This is a genomic window from Enterobacter sp. PL1 (assembly GCF_945957325.1).
Classification (GTDB): domain Bacteria; phylum Pseudomonadota; class Gammaproteobacteria; order Enterobacterales; family Enterobacteriaceae; genus Enterobacter; species Enterobacter roggenkampii.
This window is the reverse complement of sequence record NZ_CAMFKT010000001.1, coordinates 89,770-105,980: the sequence shown is the minus strand read 5'-3', so window position 1 is coordinate 105,980 and position 16,211 is coordinate 89,770. Positions and strand designations below refer to the sequence as shown.

At 51.9% G+C, this 16,211-nt stretch carries 18 protein-coding genes and 1 pseudogene; 9 read left to right on the top strand and 10 right to left on the bottom strand.

What is annotated here, in order from left to right; genetic code table 11:
* Positions 1-80: 80 nt before the first annotated feature.
* The 4 genes from N6P30_RS00615 (at position 81) to hslJ (ending at position 3,183) form a co-directional block, all read left to right on the top strand.
* Positions 81-1,481, top strand: coding sequence for a cytochrome ubiquinol oxidase subunit I (locus N6P30_RS00615; RefSeq protein WP_021240254.1), 1,401 nt, complete (start codon positions 81-83; stop codon positions 1,479-1,481).
* Positions 1,481-2,491: a cytochrome d ubiquinol oxidase subunit II gene (cydB, locus tag N6P30_RS00610; protein WP_023292284.1), complete on the top strand. Its 1,011-nt coding sequence runs from the start codon at positions 1,481-1,483 to the stop codon at positions 2,489-2,491. The genes N6P30_RS00615 and cydB overlap by 1 nt, the downstream gene beginning before the upstream one ends.
* On the top strand, positions 2,491-2,619 hold the full coding sequence (locus tag N6P30_RS00605) for a DUF2474 domain-containing protein (RefSeq protein ID WP_008501283.1): 129 nt from the start codon (positions 2,491-2,493) through the stop codon (positions 2,617-2,619). The genes cydB and N6P30_RS00605 overlap by 1 nt, the downstream gene beginning before the upstream one ends.
* A 126-nt stretch (positions 2,620-2,745) precedes the next feature.
* Positions 2,746-3,183, top strand: a complete 438-nt coding sequence (gene hslJ, locus N6P30_RS00600) for a heat shock protein HslJ (protein WP_008501282.1) — start codon at positions 2,746-2,748, stop codon at positions 3,181-3,183.
* Here the strand turns inward: hslJ and N6P30_RS00595 are convergent, their stop codons facing one another.
* Positions 3,184-3,450, bottom strand: a complete 267-nt coding sequence (locus N6P30_RS00595) for a DUF333 domain-containing protein (RefSeq protein ID WP_008501281.1) — start codon at positions 3,448-3,450, stop codon at positions 3,184-3,186.
* Between the two features lie 272 nt (positions 3,451-3,722).
* On the opposite strand from N6P30_RS00595, the gene nifJ reads away from it, so the two are divergent.
* Positions 3,723-7,247 (top strand): pyruvate:ferredoxin (flavodoxin) oxidoreductase, encoded by a 3,525-nt coding sequence (gene nifJ, locus N6P30_RS00590; protein WP_023292283.1) that lies wholly within the window; start codon positions 3,723-3,725, stop codon positions 7,245-7,247.
* A gap of 388 nt (positions 7,248-7,635) precedes the next feature.
* Positions 7,636-8,745, top strand: a complete 1,110-nt coding sequence (gene ompC, locus N6P30_RS00585; RefSeq protein ID WP_021240257.1) for a porin OmpC — start codon at positions 7,636-7,638, stop codon at positions 8,743-8,745.
* Between the two features lie 338 nt (positions 8,746-9,083).
* On the opposite strand, the gene N6P30_RS00580 is transcribed toward ompC, so the two are convergent.
* The 7 genes from N6P30_RS00580 to N6P30_RS00550 form a co-directional block, all read right to left on the bottom strand.
* The gene (locus tag N6P30_RS00580) at positions 9,084-9,161 is read right to left on the bottom strand and encodes a hypothetical protein (RefSeq protein ID WP_223239581.1); all 78 of its coding nucleotides are present in this window, start codon (positions 9,159-9,161) and stop codon (positions 9,084-9,086) included.
* Between the two features lie 68 nt (positions 9,162-9,229).
* On the bottom strand, positions 9,230-9,652 hold the full coding sequence (locus N6P30_RS00575; RefSeq protein WP_008501278.1) for a GFA family protein: 423 nt from the start codon (positions 9,650-9,652) through the stop codon (positions 9,230-9,232).
* Positions 9,653-9,654: 2 nt separating this feature from the next.
* The gene (locus tag N6P30_RS00570) at positions 9,655-9,852 is read right to left on the bottom strand and encodes a hypothetical protein (protein ID WP_008501277.1); all 198 of its coding nucleotides are present in this window, start codon (positions 9,850-9,852) and stop codon (positions 9,655-9,657) included.
* Between the two features lie 39 nt (positions 9,853-9,891).
* Entirely contained in the window at positions 9,892-10,341 is a 450-nt protein-coding gene (locus N6P30_RS00565) for a hypothetical protein (protein WP_023292282.1), read from the bottom strand.
* A gap of 178 nt (positions 10,342-10,519) precedes the next feature.
* Positions 10,520-10,873 carry a DUF1294 domain-containing protein gene (locus N6P30_RS00560; protein ID WP_032676794.1) on the bottom strand — a complete coding sequence of 118 codons (354 nt, stop codon included), beginning with the start codon at positions 10,871-10,873 and terminating at the stop codon, positions 10,520-10,522.
* A gap of 94 nt (positions 10,874-10,967) precedes the next feature.
* Positions 10,968-12,491, bottom strand: a complete 1,524-nt coding sequence (locus N6P30_RS00555; RefSeq protein WP_023292280.1) for a cyclic diguanylate phosphodiesterase — start codon at positions 12,489-12,491, stop codon at positions 10,968-10,970.
* 202 nt (positions 12,492-12,693) lie between these two features.
* The gene (locus N6P30_RS00550; RefSeq protein WP_126287803.1) at positions 12,694-12,903 is read right to left on the bottom strand and encodes a hypothetical protein; all 210 of its coding nucleotides are present in this window, start codon (positions 12,901-12,903) and stop codon (positions 12,694-12,696) included.
* Between the two features lie 288 nt (positions 12,904-13,191).
* On the opposite strand from N6P30_RS00550, the gene N6P30_RS00545 reads away from it, so the two are divergent.
* A complete protein-coding gene (locus N6P30_RS00545; protein ID WP_032663431.1) occupies positions 13,192-13,602 on the top strand; it encodes an ASCH domain-containing protein in 411 nt (136 codons plus the stop codon).
* Between the two features lie 33 nt (positions 13,603-13,635).
* Here the strand turns inward: N6P30_RS00545 and N6P30_RS00540 are convergent, their stop codons facing one another.
* Positions 13,636-14,151 carry a GNAT family N-acetyltransferase gene (locus N6P30_RS00540; RefSeq protein ID WP_023292278.1) on the bottom strand — a complete coding sequence of 172 codons (516 nt, stop codon included), beginning with the start codon at positions 14,149-14,151 and terminating at the stop codon, positions 13,636-13,638.
* Positions 14,152-14,245: 94 nt separating this feature from the next.
* Complete coding sequence (locus tag N6P30_RS00535) at positions 14,246-14,980, bottom strand: YnfC family lipoprotein (RefSeq protein WP_023292277.1); 735 nt, start codon at positions 14,978-14,980, stop codon at positions 14,246-14,248.
* A gap of 133 nt (positions 14,981-15,113) precedes the next feature.
* On the opposite strand from N6P30_RS00535, the pseudogene N6P30_RS00530 reads away from it, so the two are divergent.
* Both N6P30_RS00530 and ttcA read left to right on the top strand, forming a co-directional pair.
* Positions 15,114-15,203: pseudogene (locus N6P30_RS00530) on the top strand (hypothetical protein); the annotation flags it as partial.
* 35 nt (positions 15,204-15,238) lie between these two features.
* A complete protein-coding gene (gene ttcA / locus N6P30_RS00525; RefSeq protein WP_008501267.1) occupies positions 15,239-16,174 on the top strand; it encodes a tRNA 2-thiocytidine(32) synthetase TtcA in 936 nt (311 codons plus the stop codon).
* Positions 16,175-16,211 lie beyond the last annotated feature (37 nt).

The following is a 16,211-nucleotide window of genomic DNA, read 5'->3' as shown; positions in this document are numbered from 1 at the left end:
AATATGCCGGGTCTGTTTCTGCAACCCAGAGCTGGCGAGGCTTAGAATGGCATCGACATAATTACATCGCGGAGTTTTGCATGTTTGGTTTGGATGCTTTTCACCTTGCGCGGATACAGTTTGCCTTTACCGTATCCTTCCACATTATTTTCCCGGCCATCACCATTGGTCTCGCAAGCTATCTTGCCGTGCTCGAAGGGCTGTGGCTGAAAACAAAAAATCCGGTCTGGCGCTCGCTATACCATTTCTGGTCGAAGATTTTTGCCGTCAATTTTGGCATGGGCGTGGTCTCCGGGTTGGTGATGGCCTACCAGTTTGGCACCAACTGGAGCGGCTTTTCGCAGTTTGCGGGCAGTATTACCGGCCCGCTTCTGACCTATGAAGTGCTTACCGCCTTCTTCCTCGAAGCCGGGTTCCTCGGCGTGATGCTGTTCGGCTGGAATAAAGTCGGGCCGAGGCTGCACTTCTTTTCCACCTGCATGGTGGCACTGGGGACCATTATTTCCACCTTCTGGATCCTCTCCTCCAACAGCTGGATGCAAACCCCGCAGGGCTATGAGATCGTCAACGGTCAGGTGGTACCGGTGGACTGGTTCGCCGTGGTGTTTAACCCCTCCTTCCCTTACCGCCTGCTGCACATGTCGATAGCCGCGTTCCTGAGCAGCGCCCTGTTTGTTGGCGCATCCGCGGCATGGCATCTGCTGCGCGGGAATAATACCCCCGCCATCCGGGCAATGTTTTCAATGGCGCTGTGGATGACGCTGATTGTCGCGCCCCTCCAGGCCATGGTGGGCGATATGCACGGGCTGAACACCTTAAAGCACCAGCCCGCGAAAATTGCCGCCATTGAAGGGCACTGGGAAAATCCGCCGGGCGAGCCGACCCCGCTACTGCTGTTTGGCTGGCCGGATATGGAACAGGAGCGCACCCGCTTTGGGCTGGAGATCCCGGCGCTGGGAAGCCTTATTCTGACACACAGTCTGGATAAACAGGTTCCGGCGCTCAAAGAGTTTCCAAAGGAAGACCGCCCAAATTCCACCATCGTCTTCTGGTCGTTCCGCATTATGGCGGGCCTGGGCATGCTGATGCTGCTGCTTGGGGTAACGGCACTCTGGCTGCGCTATAAAAAGCGCGTTTATTCTTCCCGTCCTTTCCTGTGGTTTGCCCTGCTGATGGGGCCCTCCGGGCTGATTGCTATTCTGGCCGGGTGGATCACCACCGAAGTGGGCCGCCAGCCGTGGGTGGTCTATGGGCTCCAGCGCACGAAGGATGCGGTTTCTGCCCATGGCGATTTGCATATGAGCGTGAGCCTGCTGGCCTTCTTCGTTGTTTACACCTCGGTATTTGGCGTGGGTTACAGCTATATGGTGCGCCTCATCCGAAAAGGCCCGCAGCCGCATGAATCTTTCGCCACCGAGTCCGACGGACGTCCGGCGCGCCCGCTTTCTGCCGTCACAACTGAACATAAGGAGCAGCCGTAATGGGTATCGATCTTTCCATTATCTGGTTTGTGATCATCGTCTTTGCCACGCTGATGTATATCGTGATGGACGGTTTTGATCTGGGGATTGGCATTCTGTTCCCGGCCACGCAGAACGCCGACGATCGCGATGTGATGGTTAACAGCGTCGCGCCGGTCTGGGACGGGAATGAAACCTGGCTGGTGCTTGGCGGGGCCGCCCTGTTCGGCGCCTTTCCGCTGGCCTACGCCGTGATTATCGATGCCCTCACCATTCCGCTCACATTAATGCTGATCGGTCTTATTTTTCGTGGCGTAGCGTTTGAGTTTCGCTTTAAAGCCACGCCAGCACACCGTCCTTTCTGGGATAAGGCGTTTATAGGCGGTTCCATTCTGGCGACGTTTACCCAGGGCGTGACGGTGGGCGCCGTCATTAACGGCTTTACCGTCACCGGCCGGGCCTATACCGGCGGCCCCTTTGACTGGTTTACCGCGTTTAATCTGTTTTGCGGCGCGGGCCTGGTGGTGGCCTACGCGCTGTTAGGCTCGACCTGGCTGGTAATGAAAAGCGAAAATGCATTGCAACAGCGGATGCGTCAGGTATCGAAAACCCTGTTACTCGTACTGCTGGCGTTTATTGCGGCGATCAGCCTCTGGACACCGCTGGCGCAGCCGGCCATCGCGGCGCGGTGGTTTACGTTGCCGAACCTGTTCTATCTGCTGCCCGTCCCGGCCCTGGTGGTGATTTTTAGTTTGTATCAGTGGCGCTGCCTGAATAATCCCGACAGCCATAGCCGACCGTTTATCCTGACGCTGGGGCTGATCTTCCTCGGCTTTAGCGGGCTTGGGATCAGCATCTGGCCGAACATCATTCCACCGTCAATCACCCTGTGGCAGGCCGCCGCACCGACGCAAAGCCAGGGCTTTATGCTGGTCGGCGCGCTATTGATTATTCCCGTTATCCTGGTCTACACCTTCTGGAGTTACTACGTATTTCGCGGCAAAGTTCAGCATGGGGAGGGTTATCACTGATGCAACAACCGGTCTGGAAAAGATTACTGTGGCTGGCCATTATCTGGGGCGGCAGCGTACTGGCGCTGGCTGCGGTCAGTATGCTCTTCCGTATGCTGATGACGGCGGCAGGGTTTAAATCACATTAACGTCATCCCGGGCAACCGCTGCGTTGCCCGGCTCCTCCCCGCACTTTCAGATAAACCCCATTAACGCATGGCAGAGTATCGTTACACTGGAAAAAGATTCACAGTGTTTATAGTTTGAGAAGAAAAATGAAAAAGCTCATTGCGTTAAGTGTTATCAGTCTTGTCCTTACCGGCTGCGTTAATCCGGGTAAAGCCTCCGTTCAGCCGGAGCAACTTAAGAACCACCGCTTTGTGCTGGAAAGTGTGGACGGTAAGGCCGTGAAGACCGCGACAACGCAACCTGAGATCGGTTTTAGCGCACTGCCAGATATCAGCCTGGTGAATAACATCAGCGTTTCTGGCCAGATGTGTAACCGCTTCAACGGACAGGGGAAATTGTCCGAAGGCGAGCTGAAGGTGAAAACGCTGGCCATGACGCGCAAGCTCTGTAGTGAGCCGCAGCTTAACGAGCTGGATCAGGCCATCGGCGACATGCTGCGCAAAGGTGCGCAGGTCGACCTGACGGAAGACCAGTTAACGCTGGCGACAGCCGATAAAACGCTGATGTTTAAGCGTGCAGAATAATCAGTAGTTACCGCAGGTTCCAACGGCAAGCGACTGTTCACTACAGCGTTTGCCGTTTGGCAAGGCGCACATCCCAATAGCTGAACCATCAAGCTGGCGAGCTACCGACAGCGAACCGCCAATCATCGCGCAGTTGGCCTGACCGGAGCTGGACATCGCGGCTTTCATACCCGGCACCACGTGCGCGGCCGTTGCCTGCTGGACAGGTTCACTGCTGCATGCCGACAACAATAATGCGGCACACCCTACCAAAAATGCTGAGCGCATGCTCTCTCCCCCATGAATAATGCGAAACCTATGCATAATAGGCATCCCATCCCGTGTCGTCGAGAGCGGAAGTGCGTATTTATGCGCTCCTGAAACAATTTCTCGCAATTTTTCTGCCAAAAGTTTGATCTACACATTGATGGCAGGAATAACGAGGACACAAAAGCGAAAATCGAAAAATCCCCCGTTTGCTAGAATACACAGATAATATTCAGGGTTTGTTGCCGTAATACAGACCCCTATTTTTTTGCGCAATGTAAGGGTGTTGTCCTATGCAAACTATTGACGGTAATGGTGCAGTTGCCTCAGTCGCGTTTCGCACCAGTGAAGTTATCGCCATCTACCCGATTACGCCAAGTTCTACCATGGCTGAGCAGGCGGACGCCTGGGCGGGTAACGGGTTAAAAAACGTCTGGGGCGATGTCCCGAGAGTGGTTGAGATGCAGTCGGAAGCCGGTGCGATTGCCACGGTCCACGGCGCGCTTCAGACCGGCGCGCTTTCCACGTCGTTTACCTCTTCCCAGGGATTGTTATTAATGATCCCGACGCTGTACAAACTTGCCGGACAACTGACTCCCTTCGTTCTGCACGTCGCTGCGCGTACCGTTGCCACCCACGCGCTCTCTATCTTTGGCGATCATTCTGACGTGATGGCCGTTCGCCAGACCGGCTGCGCGATGCTGTGCGCCAGCAGCGTTCAGGAAGCCCAGGACTTTGCCCTGATTTCGCATATCGCCACGCTCAAAAGCCGGGTGCCGTTTATTCATTTCTTTGATGGTTTCCGTACGTCCCACGAAATTAACAAAATCGTCCCGCTGGCTGACGAGACAATTCTGAATCTGCTTCCGCAGGCGGACATCGACGCGCATCGCGCCCGCGCCCTGAATCCGGAGCACCCGGTGATTCGCGGCACGTCGGCGAACCCGGATACCTATTTCCAGTCACGCGAGGCCACCAACCCGTGGTACAACGCGGTTTACGACCATGTTGAACAGGCGATGAATGACTTTGCTGCCGCAACGGGTCGGGAATACAAACCCTTTGAGTATTACGGCCATCCGCAGGCGGAACGGGTCATTGTGCTGATGGGATCGGCCATTGGCACCTGCGAGGAAGTTGTTGATGAGCTGCTGACGCGCGGCGAAAAAGTTGGCGTGCTGAAAGTGCGTCTCTATCGGCCGTTCTCGGCGAAACATCTCCTCTCTGCGCTGCCGGAAAGCGCGCGTACCGTTGCGGTGCTCGATCGCACCAAAGAGCCGGGCGCGCAGGCGGAACCGCTGTATCTGGATGTGATGACCGCCCTGGCCGAGGCCTTTAATCATGGCGAACGTGAAACGCTGCCGCGCGTGATCGGGGGGCGTTACGGTTTGTCCTCCAAAGAGTTCGGACCGGACTGCGTGCTGGCGGTCTTCAACGAGCTCAGCGAAGCGAAGCCCAAGCCGCGCTTTACCGTCGGCATTTATGATGATGTGACGAATCTGTCCCTGACGTTGCCGGAAAACACCCTGCCCTCGACCGCCAAACTCGAGGCGCTGTTCTATGGTCTGGGCAGTGACGGCAGCGTCTCCGCGACCAAAAACAACATCAAAATCATCGGGAACTCCACGCCGTGGTACGCCCAGGGGTACTTCGTCTATGACTCCAAGAAAGCCGGCGGCCTGACCGTTTCCCACCTGCGGGTGAGCGAACAGCCCATCCGCTCTGCGTATCTAATTTCTCAGGCTGATTTTGTTGGCTGTCACCAGCTGCAGTTCATTGATAAGTACCAGATGGCCGAGCGCCTGAAGCCTGGCGGTATTTTCCTCCTGAATACGCCATACAGCGCGGATGAAGTCTGGTCGCGCCTGCCGCAGGAAGTGCAGGCGGTGCTGAACCAGAAAAAAGCCCGTTTCTATGTGGTTAACGCGGCGAAAATTGCCCGCGAATGTGGCCTTGCCGCGCGTATTAATACCGTTATGCAGATGGCCTTCTTCCATCTGACGAATATCCTGCCGGGCGACAGCGCGCTGGCGAAACTGCAGGGCGCGATTGCCAAAAGCTACAGCAGCAAGGGCCAGGAGCTGGTCGAGCGTAACTGGCAGGCGCTGGCCCTGGCGCGCGAGTCGCTGTTTGAGGTCCCGCTGCAGCCGGTCAATGCCGCAAGCCCGAACCGCCCTCCGGTGGTGTCTGATGCGGCACCTGATTTCGTGAAGACCGTGACGGCGGCGATGCTGGCCGGGCTGGGTGATGCCCTTCCCGTCTCTGCCCTACCGCCGGATGGCACCTGGCCGATGGGCACCACCCGCTGGGAAAAACGCAACATCGCCGAAGCGATCCCCATCTGGAAAGAAGATCTGTGTACTCAGTGCAACCACTGCGTGGCGGCCTGCCCGCACTCTGCCATTCGTGCCAAAGTAGTGTCGCCGGAAGAGATGGAGGCCGCCCCGACCAGCCTGCATTCCCTGGATGTAAAATCCCGCGATATGCGCGGACAGAAATACGTTCTGCAGGTCGCGCCGGAAGACTGCACCGGCTGTAACCTGTGCGTCGAGGTTTGTCCGGCGAAAGACAGGCAGAACCCGGAGATTAAAGCCATCAATATGATGTCGCGTCTGGAGCACGTCGAAGAAGAGAAAGTGAATTATGACTTCTTCCTGAATCTGCCGGAAATCGATCGCAGCAAACTGGAACGCATTGATATTCGCACTTCGCAGCTGATCACGCCGCTGTTTGAATACTCCGGTGCCTGCTCGGGCTGCGGTGAAACACCGTATATCAAGCTGCTTACCCAGCTGTACGGTGACAGGATGCTGATTGCCAACGCCACCGGCTGTTCGTCTATCTATGGCGGCAACCTGCCCTCTACGCCGTATACCACTGACGCCAACGGCCGCGGTCCCGCGTGGGCCAACTCGCTGTTCGAGGATAACGCCGAATTTGGTCTGGGCTTCCGCCTGACCGTTGACCAGCACCGCGCGCGCGTGATGCGCCTGCTGGAGCAGTTTGCCGGGCAGATCCCCGCCGGGCTCAATGACGCGCTTCACGCCGACGCGACGCCAGAGGTACGTCGTGAGCAGGTTGCAGAGCTGCGTCAGGCGCTTCAGGGCGTGGCGGGCGCTGAACAGCTGCTGACCGACGCGGACGCCCTGGTCGAAAAATCGATCTGGCTGATTGGCGGCGACGGCTGGGCTTATGACATCGGCTTTGGCGGGCTGGACCACGTGCTAAGCCTGACCGAAAACGTCAATATCCTGGTGCTGGATACGCAGTGTTATTCCAACACCGGTGGTCAGGCGTCGAAAGCCACGCCGCTGGGTGCCGTCACGAAATTCGGTGAGCACGGGAAACGCAAGGCACGCAAAGATCTCGGGGTGAGCATGATGATGTACGGTCACGTTTACGTCGCGCAAATCTCGCTGGGGGCACAGCTTAACCAGACGGTGAAGGCGATCCAGGAGGCGGAAGCGTATCCCGGCCCGTCGCTGATCATTGCCTACAGCCCGTGTGAAGAGCATGGCTACGACCTGGCACTCAGCCACGATCAGATGCGACAGCTAACCGCGACCGGCTTCTGGCCGCTGTACCGGTTCGATCCGCGCCGTGCGGACGAGGGTAAATTACCGCTGGCGCTGGATTCGCGTCCGCCGTCAGATGCTCTGGCCGAGACGTTAATGCAGGAACAGCGCTTCCGTCGCCTTAACGCGCAGCAGCCGGAAGTGGCCGAACAGCTATGGAAAGACGCTGCGGCGGATCTGCAAAAACGGTATGACTTCCTGGCGCAGCTGGCGGGTAAAGCCGAAAAATCGACCAGCGACTAGTCTCTCTGCCCGGCGCGTCCGGGCATTTTTTTGCCATAAAAAAACCCGGTGTATTCACACCGGGCGAATCCAGATAATCATTAAATATCTATTTAGTTCCCTAAATATTATTCATGCGAATTATGGATAAATAATCTTAAAGGCATATAACGCCATCAAGAATAGCTTAATTCACACCTGATTAATAATTTTAATTTATTATGTTTAGCCTTAAAGCATTCACCAAACCAATGACCATTACCGTTGATGTATTCAGTTTAGATTTTACTTAGTTCGTAACAATTATAATTTATTACTCTTACACGGGAGTGATTTAGCATGAGACAACTTTCGCATTCGGAAAGTTCAACAGGTAATTAAATAAAAACAACCGCAAAGGAATATCAAAATGCAAAGAAAAGTACTGGCCCTGATGATTCCGGCTCTGTTAATGGCTGGCGCAACTCATGCAGCAGAGATTTATAATAAAGACGGTAACAAATTAGATCTGTACGGAAAAGTAGATGGTCTGCACTATTTCTCCGATGATAAAGGCGCTGACGGGGATCAAACCTACATGCGTCTGGGCTTTAAAGGCGAAACCCAGATCAACGACATGATGACTGGCTACGCACAGTGGGAATACAACATTCAGGCCAATAACACCGAAGGGTCTGATAACCAGTCCTGGACGCGTCTGGCCTTCGCCGGTATCAAAGTGGGCGACTATGGTTCCTTCGATTACGGTCGTAACTATGGCGTACTGTACGACGTGGAAGGCTGGACCGATATGCTGCCTGAGTTCGGCGGCGACTCCTACACCAAAGCCGACAACTTCATGACCGGCCGCGCCAATGGCGTAGCAACCTACCGTAACACCGACTTCTATGGTCTGGTGCAGGGTCTGAACTTTGCGCTGCAGTATCAGGGCAAAAATGAAGATGCCAGCAACAATCAGGAAGGCACCAACAATGGTCGCGACACGCGTCACGAGAACGGCGACGGCTTCGGTATCTCTACCACCTATGACTTCGGCATGGGGATTACCGCAGGTGCAGCCTACACCTCTTCTGACCGTACCAACGAGCAGGTGATGAATACCACTGCGGGCGGTGACAAAGCAGATGCATGGACTGCGGGCCTGAAGTATGACGCCAATAACATTTATCTGGCAGCCATGTACTCTGAAACCCGCAATATGACGCCTTACGGTGATAATACCGACGCCGTGGCCAACAAAACCCAGAACTTCGAAGTGACCGCACAGTACCAGTTCGACTTCGGCCTGCGTCCGTCCCTTTCCTACCTGCAGTCTAAAGGCAAGGACCTTGGCAACGGCCAGGGCGACCAGGATCTGGTTAAGTACGCTGACGTCGGCGCAACCTATTACTTCAACAAAAACATGTCCACCTACGTTGATTACAAAATCAACCTGCTGGATGAAGATGACAGCTTCTACAAAAACAACGGCATCGGCACGGATGATGTCGTGGCACTGGGCCTGGTTTACCAGTTCTGATTGCCAGAGCCCGCATCAGTATGCGGGCTCACCCATCTCTTGACGTTCATCACAAAAAGCAGGTTCTGAAATCACGTGGTTGAGGGTAAGTTGAGGTAAAGCTGTTTAAACTCAGGTGATAGCCTTTCCATCACTAAGGATAACAGCGTTGTTTGGTCGTGTATCCGTTGTCGTACTAACTCTTTTAGCGCTCATCTGGATGGCGTTAATTTTTGATTTTGCTGATATTGTCGGGCATCTCAGTGCTGTGTTGAACCACCTGGATGGCGGTTAACAGTATTCCCTGAGAAATGAAAAGCCACCAGCAGTGCCGGTGGCGGGAAAACGCACAGGTTGCGTTATTTTTTTACGGGTTGAGGCTTTTTATCACCTGATTCAGGGGCCTCACGCGGATCGTCTTTTTCAACACAAAGCATAGTTTCTCCTGTTTCAGATAACCACCCTCCACTATAGCCAGGCTAATTACAGAGTGGCCAGGCGGCAATTACGCCTGACCTGTTCCTTTCTTGCGAAAAGAGAGGTAGCCAAACACCCCGCTATCTCCATCCGAGGGATGGTTAACCCCGTCCATCACCGTCACTTCAGGGAAATCGAACGGTGAGACGTTATCAAAGCAGGCCACATTCACGCCATATTCGTTTGGATTAGAACGCCGCTGATGGAACGTGTAAATTCCGCACACCGAGCAGAAAAAGTGCCGTGCCGTTCCCGTATTGAAGCGGTACTCCGTGAGCTTATCCTCACCTTTGGTCACGGTAATCCCTGACAGCGGCGCAGAGACGACGACCGCCCCCCGCATGCGACAAAAGGAACAACTGCAGCGCCGCGCGGTATTCAGGCCATCCGTTAGCGCAACGGTAAAGGCCACCGCGCCACAATGGCACTGCGCATGACGAATATCAGCCATGGCTAGATCCCCTTCCTCACCAGGTCAGCAGCCTTGACGAAAACCTCATCTTCTACACCATCGCCTTTCTGCCTGCCGAGCCTGACCAGCTCATCAACAATGCTGTCGCGATCGATTGGTTTCTGGGCAGAAACCAGCCCAATAACGGCCGCCCCAATCGCCAGCCCCACTAATCCTGTTTGTTCGTCTTTGTTCTTCATACTCATGCTCCTGATACAACAAACAAGCGTAGCATGATTTTAAAAGCGCGGGGTTAGCCCGTATTTTGGCGCTTTGATATTTGCTGCCCAAATTTTGATATCGTTTTGCAGGAGAATAGTGAAATCAGATTTCAGATGCGTCACCATGCCATTGACGCTTTCCGCATCCACCACTGAAAAATGTTCAATTCTGTTCTTTCCTATTTGAACACAATTATATTTGGCGGGCAGCACTTTACCATTCACATTAAGCGGCAGGTTATTCTCACCACAGCGGCCTTCCGTAATATATGACACCAGCAAATTAGCGGATTTTTTCCCAGGCTGGGATACGCTCACCATGACGGGAAAACCTTCTGAGGTCTGCGTCATATCGTAAAGCACCGCATTTTTCATATACCAGGTATTATATTCCCGCTCCTGAAAAGCGGACCAGGCAGGTGCAGAATAAAGCACCAGCGCTGCCAGCGTAATAGAGACTATTTTCATGGGATGTTGTCGTCCGTGTAGTTGCACGTATTATTCAGATTGTGCAAAAAACAGCAACAACTTAAGAATAGTCCTACTACTATTGGCAGTGATGGAGGATTTATTCACGACGCGCTATCCGAATGACCGTTCTTATCAACGTAGTGCTGGCATCTGAAAAACTCAGGTTAACTTGATGTCAAAACGGCCATAAAGAAGAAACAGGCGAGAAATGGTAAACCGCCGCCATCACGGCGATGCTAACGACAATGCTTAAGAAAAAGTAGGTTTTAAACGGCTGCTTTTGTGTTTTATGGCGAAAGAGCTGTTGGCCCACAATCGCGCCAGGCCAGCCGCCCGTTACGCCAAATACCAGCAGCGTGGCTTCCGGAACCCTGCGCATGCCTTTCCGCGCCGCTATTTTATCGGCGCCATACATGACCAACGTCAGCATATTGATCAGCAGAAACCACATAGCCAAAGGGCTCGAGGTAAAAAGACTGCCGATCGCAGCAAAGAGCAGGAGTAAATAACAAACGCGATTGAGGGTCATAGTACTGGCCAGAGAAGTGTTGAGCGGTTTTCGACGCCGCATTATACGCTACTTATGAATGTATCGGGCGGGAATTGCTGACAACGGGACAAAGTCACTCCACCCTCACTTTAACCTTTGGCTTCGATAACAGAATTTTTATCAACTCCTTAAAAGGAACGGGTTTGTAGAAGAAGTAGCCCTGTAAAAACGTGATGTTATTGCGCATGAGGTAATCAAGCTGTTCCTGGGTTTCAACCCCTTCCGCCACAATACGGATTGACAGTTTTTTTGCCAGTTCCAGTACCGAATCCAGGATCAGGGTGGAATCCTCATTCTCATTAACCCTGGCAACAAAGCTTTGGTCGATTTTGATGTAATCAATGTGCAGGTCCTGCAGGTAGGACAGGCCGGAATATCCCGTTCCAAAATCATCCAGGGCAATGGCAAACCCTATTTCATGTAGCGCATTCAGGGTCTTAACGAGATGTTCATCTACGTGGAGAGGTTCACGCTCGGTCACCTCCACAACGAGATTAAGATCCTGTTGAACAAAGCTGCGCTTGTAATTCAGACACTCTTCAAAAAAGGTAGAGGCAACGATATGAGACGCACTGAAGTTAATCCCGACATGAAATCCTTCCGGCAGCAGCGTAGAAATAGCATTCATCTGCGTTGCAACCTGACGCATTAAGCTTTGGGTTAGTGGAATTATTAGCCCTGTTTTCTCAGCAAGAGGAATAAATGACGAGGGAGAAATAAACCCGGATTGCGGATGCTTCCATCTTGCCAGCACCTCTACACCGCGCAAGGTGCCCTCTTTTCCGCTCACGACGGGCTGGTAATAGGGAATAATTTCATTTCTGTAGATGGCGGTACGCAGCGATTCTTCCGGTGAAATATCCTTAGACAGATATCGCTGCAGAAGATAAGCAGAAAGAGAGGAAACGAGCAGTAGAAATAACACCACTCCACCGGCCTGGTCGAATAATCGCGTCAGGCTAAAAAGAGGCGGAGCGTTAAATTGAATCGCGAAGGCATAATCAGCGGCTTTTACCGTCAGAACATCGTTGTTTGAATGGGCTGCCGTCAAGACATCGCCTGATTGGCCTAAACGACGATTGCCGACCAGCAGCGAATACGCCACGCCACGTAGTGGCATATTCAGCGCATCCCGGATATGGCTGTCGCTGATGCTCACCATGATTCGGCTGCCGGCATGATTTGTCTGGTATAAGAGAACCGGCAGGCCGTTGACCGTACTTTTCGATGGAACAAGTAGCAATGGCGCTTCAGGCAGCGCTGAGCCGTTAACCAACAACACGCGGTTTCCCGGCAAGGAGGAGCACCATACCACATCTTTTTTCAGAATAACGATCGTTCTCAGATGGGGTTGTAATGCCGCTTCAGTGCCGAGCCGATACTGTCCTTCAGCATCACACTCATTCTCAGCAAGCCGCATTGCAACCTGGGTCGCATGATGCGCTTCTGTAAGAATAACGTGCATATTCCTGACGACGTAGTGCGCCCCGGCAAGGCTGTCAGCCCGCGCCGAGTACCAGACCTGGATATTGATGATAAAAACGCCCAGCACAAAAATTGCCGTGGCTGCAGCTATGGAGATAGGTGCATGGCGCATTCAGGGTTCTCGACTCGAGTGACGTTGCCGCTTCGGTGATGCTGAAGTGATTGAATTATCTTCGCCTTAAGCATGGTTGATAAAGAAAGAAATACCATGTCCGCCGTCAGAAATTTTCCCCAAACCAGGCTCCGTCTTTGCACCTTCTCAAATGGGTAAATAAAAAGGCCGCCGAACGGCAGCCCTGGTTGTTAAGTGCTTATCAGTATTGCTTTATTGTCTTGACCGGCGTTCTTTCTGACCAGTCAGGCCGCTCGCCAGCCATGATTGCACGCTGTTGTGATGGCGTCACAGACTGCGTTATTTCAGGCATCGACTTGTATTCAGGTTGCTTAGGTGGGTTGAGAACCAGATCGGAGCTACAGCCTGACAGCAGCAAAACCGCCAGTAGAGATGTATTAAGCTTGAACACGCTAACCCCTTCCAATGGGATAAAAGTTACAGAAAATGCGTGGTGCCGATAGCATCCCGATGACTCGTTACTGATTATAACGTCACGCGCCGGGCTGCAGGCAGCAGATTCACCACACAGATACCCCCATAAGAATATATTTACACAACCAATGCATGCAACCCTTTGTATTCCAGCCAGCCTGTGTTCAAAAGTAGAAGTAAAGCCGATTACGCTTCAAATATCGAGGGAGTTTATGCTAAAACCGCTATTATGTTTCTTATGGTCAAGGGTTGAGAAGGGATTTCAATGGTTAAGGTTGAGGAATTAAAAATGAAGTACCCAGGCGCAGCGGCCTGGCAAATGGGTGACAGCCCGGAACTGGCGAACGCGCTTGCGGACCTGATTAAAAAAGGGCTCAAAACGGCCACCTGCGGATCTTTTGCCTCGTACTCGCAGGATGTCTCTGCTCCACGGATAGGAAGCTACAACATAATCCTTGATGGTCAGAATGTCCCGGTCTGTGTGATCCGGCTGGTTTCCATGCGACTGGTGCGTTTTTGCGATGTTAATGAGGAATTCGCTCGCAAAGAGGGTGAAGGTGATTTAAGCCTTGAATACTGGCGGAAAGAGCATCAGCGATTTTTCTTCCGCGAAGGCCATTTTTCTGAAGATATGGAACTGATCGCAGAAGAATTTGAATTGGTTGAGGTGCTGTAAGCTGAGATAAAGTGGCAGTGATGTGTCGCTTAATTAAGCAGGCTTACTCATGTTAAGCTCGTACACAACGCATTCCGTATCGTAATGCCGCTCTATGGCTTTATAAGACATACCTAACCTTTTCATTACACGCTGCGATGCGATATTTTCTGGATCGGCCACGGCCACCAGATAAGATGCTCCCACCCGTTCTACAGCGTAATCAACGATCGCTTTCGCTGCCTCTGTAGCATAGCCTTTGCCATTGTGTTCAGGCACGAGGCGCCAGCCAATCTCTAATGGTGCCCCCTCCACGTTCGCCAGGTGCTGGAGGCATGCCGCACCAACGATCGCACCAGTAGATTTCTCTCTGATAGCCCACCACGAGAAGTGATACTTATCCCAGCGAGCCTGCACCTTTCTGATGCCCTCCCAGGTTTCTTCGGGCGTTTTAACGATACCCTTATTGATATAGCGCATCACCTCAGCATCACTATCCATTACCCTTAAGCCTTCATAATGTGAATCATTAAAGGGTTCCAGGATTAAGCGGACCGTTTCTATATTCATCTTAAATTCCTCTTACATTAAGCCAGTGCCTTCATTGAACTCGTCCCGATAAAACACCATGACGCCGGAGGTAGCTTATTGGAATCGTTTTAATCTAGTAGAATTCAACTTTCGTATGTGCTGTCATTGAAACTGGTTTCGGTGCCGGATTACCTGCGTTCTGTACTGTGGCATTACATATTTCAGGCACAAGCATTTCGTTATAATGACAAGAGCTGGTTGCTGTATACCCCTCCGAGAAAACTGATGAGTTTATTAGTTTATAATCAAGAGGCTTTCTTTTTTTATCAACATAAGATATTTCATTTTTAGACATAACGCTTTCTGAACTATAAAATTCAGAGCGCGTCAAATTATCGTCTTCATCATAAAAATGTTCAGATATTTTTTTGCCTAAAAAATAGGTGTCTTTAATTAATCCATTCGGGTAAAGAGTGTAACGCAACTCGTCACCATTTTCATTTTCACTCAAAATGTGACATTTTTCATCAAGTTGTATTGAGAAAGGCTTGCCATCTCTATGGCCAATAAGACTTCCATTTGTATATTTTAGAATGGTTTCATGCCCAGAAGAAACATTATCAAGGTTTAAGCTATCAACACAACCATTTTTATTCAGTCTGATGGAGATTTTATAAGTGATTTTTCCATTCTCCTCAACATCAGTATCTAAGGATTTAACAGCCCCCTTAACTGGATTGAAATCAAACCTAGTCGATAAGTTATAAAGTAGAGGTATGTAGTAATTTTCTGCAAAAGCCATACTTGAAAATAAGAAAGTACAAAGGAAAAGAGTAGAAGTTTTTATCATTTTTAAATCTAAGCTCAAGTTACCCTCAAATTAAGTAAGCTCATTACAGCATGCTTACTGCTAATCTTCAACATTGATACTGGCGGAGATGATTGCGCCACAACTGCGCCGTTTGCCGTAAAGTCGCTATCGTATCCAAACGTCTGAACGCTACCCTTTATCACGTATCGGCGCCAGATTTCACGCAACAGTAAAACGTGCTGGCATTCGCCGCCGGAATCCGTACCATACGCGGCATACAATTTTTGCCCCTGCTGGCTCCGAAGGTATTACTCAATGCAACAGAATCAAGAGATTAACAAAAAAGAGCAATACAACCTGAATAAACTGCAAAAGCGACTGCGCCGTAACGTGGGCGAAGCCATTGCAGACTTCAACATGATTGAAGAAGGCGACCGCATTATGGTTTGCCTGTCAGGGGGTAAAGACAGCTACACCATGCTGGAGATCCTGCGTAATCTTCAGCAAAGCGCGCCGGTGAATTTTTCCCTGGTGGCGGTCAACCTTGACCAGAAACAGCCGGGCTTCCCGGAGCACATTCTGCCGGAATACCTCGAAAATCTGGGTGTTGAGTACAAAATCGTCGAAGAAAATACCTACGGTATTGTGAAAGAGAAAATTCCTGAAGGGAAAACCACCTGCTCTCTGTGCTCTCGTCTGCGCCGCGGTATTCTGTATCGCACCGCGACCGAGCTGGGCGCGACCAAAATTGCCCTGGGCCATCATCGCGACGATATCCTGCAAACGCTGTTTCTCAATATGTTCTACGGCGGCAAGATGAAAGGTATGCCGCCTAAGCTGATGAGTGATGACGGTAAACATATTGTGATCCGCCCGCTTGCCTACTGCCGTGAAAAAGACATTGAGCGTTTCTCTCAGGCGAAAGGGTTCCCGATCATTCCATGTAACCTCTGCGGCTCTCAGCCGAACCTGCAGCGTCAGGTGATTGGCGACATGCTGCGCGACTGGGATAAGCGCTATCCGGGACGTATCGAAACCATGTTCAGCGCCATGCAGAACGTCGTCCCTTCCCATCTCGCGGATGTGGAACTGTTCGACTTTAAAGGCATCAATCACGAGTCAGAAGTCGTGAACGGCGGAGATTTGGCGTTTGACCGGGAAGAGATCCCGATGCAGCCAGCAGGCTGGCAGCCGGAAGACGATGACAATCAGTTTGAAGCGTTGCGTCTGAACGTGCTTGAAGTGAAGTAAGCGGTTAGCGTCTCAGAAACACCGTCTGAGACGCTTC

Bases quoted from the DNA above. Each gene is read 5' to 3' on its own strand.
- ttcA (WP_008501267.1), top strand. From the start codon at position 15,239: ATGCAACAGAATCAAGAGATTAACAAAAAAGAGCAATACAACCTGAAT.
- N6P30_RS00545 (WP_032663431.1), top strand. From the start codon at position 13,192: ATGGTTAAGGTTGAGGAATTAAAAATGAAGTACCCAGGCGCAGCGGCC.
- hslJ (WP_008501282.1), top strand. From the start codon at position 2,746: ATGAAAAAGCTCATTGCGTTAAGTGTTATCAGTCTTGTCCTTACCGGC.
- ompC (WP_021240257.1), top strand. From the start codon at position 7,636: ATGCAAAGAAAAGTACTGGCCCTGATGATTCCGGCTCTGTTAATGGCT.
- N6P30_RS00565 (WP_023292282.1), bottom strand. From the start codon at position 10,341: ATGAAAATAGTCTCTATTACGCTGGCAGCGCTGGTGCTTTATTCTGCA.
- N6P30_RS00555 (WP_023292280.1), bottom strand. From the start codon at position 12,491: ATGCGCCATGCACCTATCTCCATAGCTGCAGCCACGGCAATTTTTGTG.
- N6P30_RS00560 (WP_032676794.1), bottom strand. From the start codon at position 10,873: ATGACCCTCAATCGCGTTTGTTATTTACTCCTGCTCTTTGCTGCGATC.
- N6P30_RS00605 (WP_008501283.1), top strand. From the start codon at position 2,491: ATGCAACAACCGGTCTGGAAAAGATTACTGTGGCTGGCCATTATCTGG.
- N6P30_RS00570 (WP_008501277.1), bottom strand. From the start codon at position 9,852: ATGAAGAACAAAGACGAACAAACAGGATTAGTGGGGCTGGCGATTGGG.
- N6P30_RS00575 (WP_008501278.1), bottom strand. From the start codon at position 9,652: ATGGCTGATATTCGTCATGCGCAGTGCCATTGTGGCGCGGTGGCCTTT.
- N6P30_RS00580 (WP_223239581.1), bottom strand. From the start codon at position 9,161: ATGCTTTGTGTTGAAAAAGACGATCCGCGTGAGGCCCCTGAATCAGGT.
- N6P30_RS00595 (WP_008501281.1), bottom strand. From the start codon at position 3,450: ATGCGCTCAGCATTTTTGGTAGGGTGTGCCGCATTATTGTTGTCGGCA.
- nifJ (WP_023292283.1), top strand. From the start codon at position 3,723: ATGCAAACTATTGACGGTAATGGTGCAGTTGCCTCAGTCGCGTTTCGC.
- N6P30_RS00615 (WP_021240254.1), top strand. From the start codon at position 81: ATGTTTGGTTTGGATGCTTTTCACCTTGCGCGGATACAGTTTGCCTTT.
- cydB (WP_023292284.1), top strand. From the start codon at position 1,481: ATGGGTATCGATCTTTCCATTATCTGGTTTGTGATCATCGTCTTTGCC.
- N6P30_RS00540 (WP_023292278.1), bottom strand. From the start codon at position 14,151: ATGAATATAGAAACGGTCCGCTTAATCCTGGAACCCTTTAATGATTCA.